This window comes from Mycobacterium sp. (genome assembly GCF_019247615.1).
Taxonomy (GTDB): Bacteria; Actinomycetota; Actinomycetes; order Mycobacteriales; family Mycobacteriaceae; genus Mycobacterium.
Genome location: NZ_JAFBAT010000061.1, coordinates 1 through 2316 on the forward strand (window position 1 = coordinate 1; position 2316 = coordinate 2316).

Consider the following 2316-nt stretch of genomic DNA (forward strand, 5'->3'; position numbering starts at 1 on the left):
CGATCAGGCGCAGCACAACGAGCCCGATGGCCACGGCCAGCAGAGCGGCGGCGAAGTAGGTCATTGTGCTGCCCCGGTCGGCGTGTTCGCGCAGGATGGCGCTGGGGTTGGTCCGCAGGCCGTAGAGCCATTCGCCGGCCTCTACGGTAATGGGCGTCAATATCATTGTGGCGATGGCCATGAGGAGTGTCAGCCACAACAGCTGACCGCGCCGAGCGGCGGGCCACAGCCCGCACACCATTTCCAGCAGCGCGGTCAGGGGCACGAGCACAACCACGATGTGCAGCCATAGGGCATGAGCCGGCAGGCCGTTGATCACGTCCATAGAACTCCTCGATCGGTGACGACCGACCCGTCCTCGATCAGCCGCCCAGGCCCTTCTTCACCGCCGCGTCCTGTTTCTGGCCGACGTCGGTGACGAAGTCCTGCGGCGGCAAAAGGTTTGTCGGGCCGTCGAATTCGAGCGTGACGAATGCTTTGCCCTCCGTGAACATCAAGATCAACACGCCCTTGGAGTTGTCGGCTGAGTTGCCGGACAGTGTCGTTCCGCCAGTACCGACGTTGACCGGATCGGTTTTCGGATTCTTGATCGCGCCGCGCTGCCCGCCTTTCGCCGCGCTCAGCGCGTCATTCGCGGCGGCGGGATCGGCGAGAACCTGAATCGTGTCCTTGATGACGCGGCTGCCGTCCTCGGTGCTGAACGTTGTGGCCGCGCCCGGCTGGCCGTTCGGGTTGTTCGTCGGCGGAGCGCCCGTGAAGGTAACCGGCGCGTTGATGTCCGTGGCCTGAATCAACAGCCCGGTGTAGTCGGACGGCTGGGCCGCCGCCGACGAAGCCGTCGGTGAGTTGCGTGCGTTGGTCGGCGTGGTGGCCGATCCCGATCCCGATGTCGACGTCGACGTCGACGACGGATGGCTGCCACACGCGGCCAGCGACGCCGTCAGCGCCGCCAACGCGCCCGCGACGACCGTCCGAGAAAACCTCATTGCCTCGCGCTCCTTCCGGGCTCCGCTTGGCGACACAGTACATTGCGTCGCGTCGCCGAAGCGCCCGGCGGCACTTGGGTTGGGTAGGGCCGGTTGGGTAGGGCTACTCCATTTGGTCGCGCAGGCAGCGCAGGGTGTTGGCCAGTATCCGCGAGACCTGCATCTGCGAGACGCCGATCCGCTCGGCGATCTGGCTCTGGGTCATCGACTCGAAGAATCTCATGTGCAGGACTTGACGTTCCCGCGGAGGCAAGGCGGTCACCAGGTTGCGCACCGCTTCGCGGTTGGTGATGTGCTCGATTTGCGGATCAATGCCACCGACCGAGTCAGAGACCAACCGGGGCTTGCCCGAATCGTCGGCGCCGCGAGGTGCGTCCAGGGATTCGAGCCGATAGGCATCACCCGCGACGAGGCATTCGATGATCTCCCCGCGGGGGACTCCCAGCACCGCGGAAAGCTCACCTGCCGTGGGCGCGCGGCCCAGCTGCTGCGCCAGCTCGCCGGTAGTCCTGGTGATCTGCACGTGAAGCTCTCGCAACCTTCGCGGCACACGCATGCCCCAGCTGTAGTCGCGAAAGTAGCGCCGGACCTCGCCCATCATGGTGGGAACCGCGAACCCGATGAAGCTGGGCCCTTTGTCGGGGTCGAACCGGTTGATGGCGTTCATCAGGCCCAGACGCGCCACTTGGGTCAAGTCATCGAGACCCTCACCGCGGCGCGCGAAGTGACTGGCCACATGGTCTGCCAGGGTCATGCACCGGGCCACAATCTGTTCGCGTTGCCGGCAGTACTCGTGCGATTCAGCCGGCATCTTTCGCAGCGCGATGAACATCTCGACGACGTCGTCGTAGGAGTCGTCCGACTGCGTGGCGGCTTGCCGAGTCGGCCGTGGTTGGGTTGCCAGGTCCGTCATCGGCTGGACCGCCTCAGCTTGACAAGCGTGAAAATACAAGTGCGCGAAGAAGATTGCATTGCTGGCTCACTTCCTGTGAGTCGTGTGCAGCGAGGCCTCGCGAATACGCGCACAGTCGCCTCCGCTGCACCCAGATCCGCAGGACAGGTCGATTACTCCGCACGCAGTACTGAAGAACTGCGACTGGGGGTGGTGTCGCCGAAGCAGCGCCGCCAGCAGCCTTGCCGCTGAGTGACCGCTTTTAGCTAAACGGCGACTTGTCCAGAACGGACTTCACCGTCGACTATACGCCCCGTCGGACGAATCCGCGATCAGTCACCCGGGCGGAACCGGGCGCCCGGCCACCGACCGCAGGTGAACCGATCGAGGGCCGCACACGTAGTGAAGAGAGTGACGCGCCGCAACGAGGTACCCGGG

The 2316-nt window shown here is 65.0% G+C and carries 3 protein-coding genes; all 3 read right to left on the reverse strand.

Annotated elements, in window-relative coordinates; all coding sequences use genetic code 11:
* Positions 1-325: hypothetical protein (locus tag JO059_RS03930; RefSeq protein ID WP_293314806.1), on the reverse strand; the 325-nt coding region annotated here is incomplete at its 3' end.
* 37 nt (positions 326-362) lie between these two features.
* Entirely contained in the window at positions 363-986 is a 624-nt protein-coding gene (locus tag JO059_RS03935) for a hypothetical protein (RefSeq protein WP_293314807.1), read from the reverse strand.
* A 103-nt stretch (positions 987-1089) separates the two neighbouring features.
* A complete protein-coding gene (locus JO059_RS03940) occupies positions 1090-1899 on the reverse strand; it encodes a SigB/SigF/SigG family RNA polymerase sigma factor (protein ID WP_293314808.1) in 810 nt (269 codons plus the stop codon).
* Positions 1900-2316: the final 417 nt, after the last annotated feature.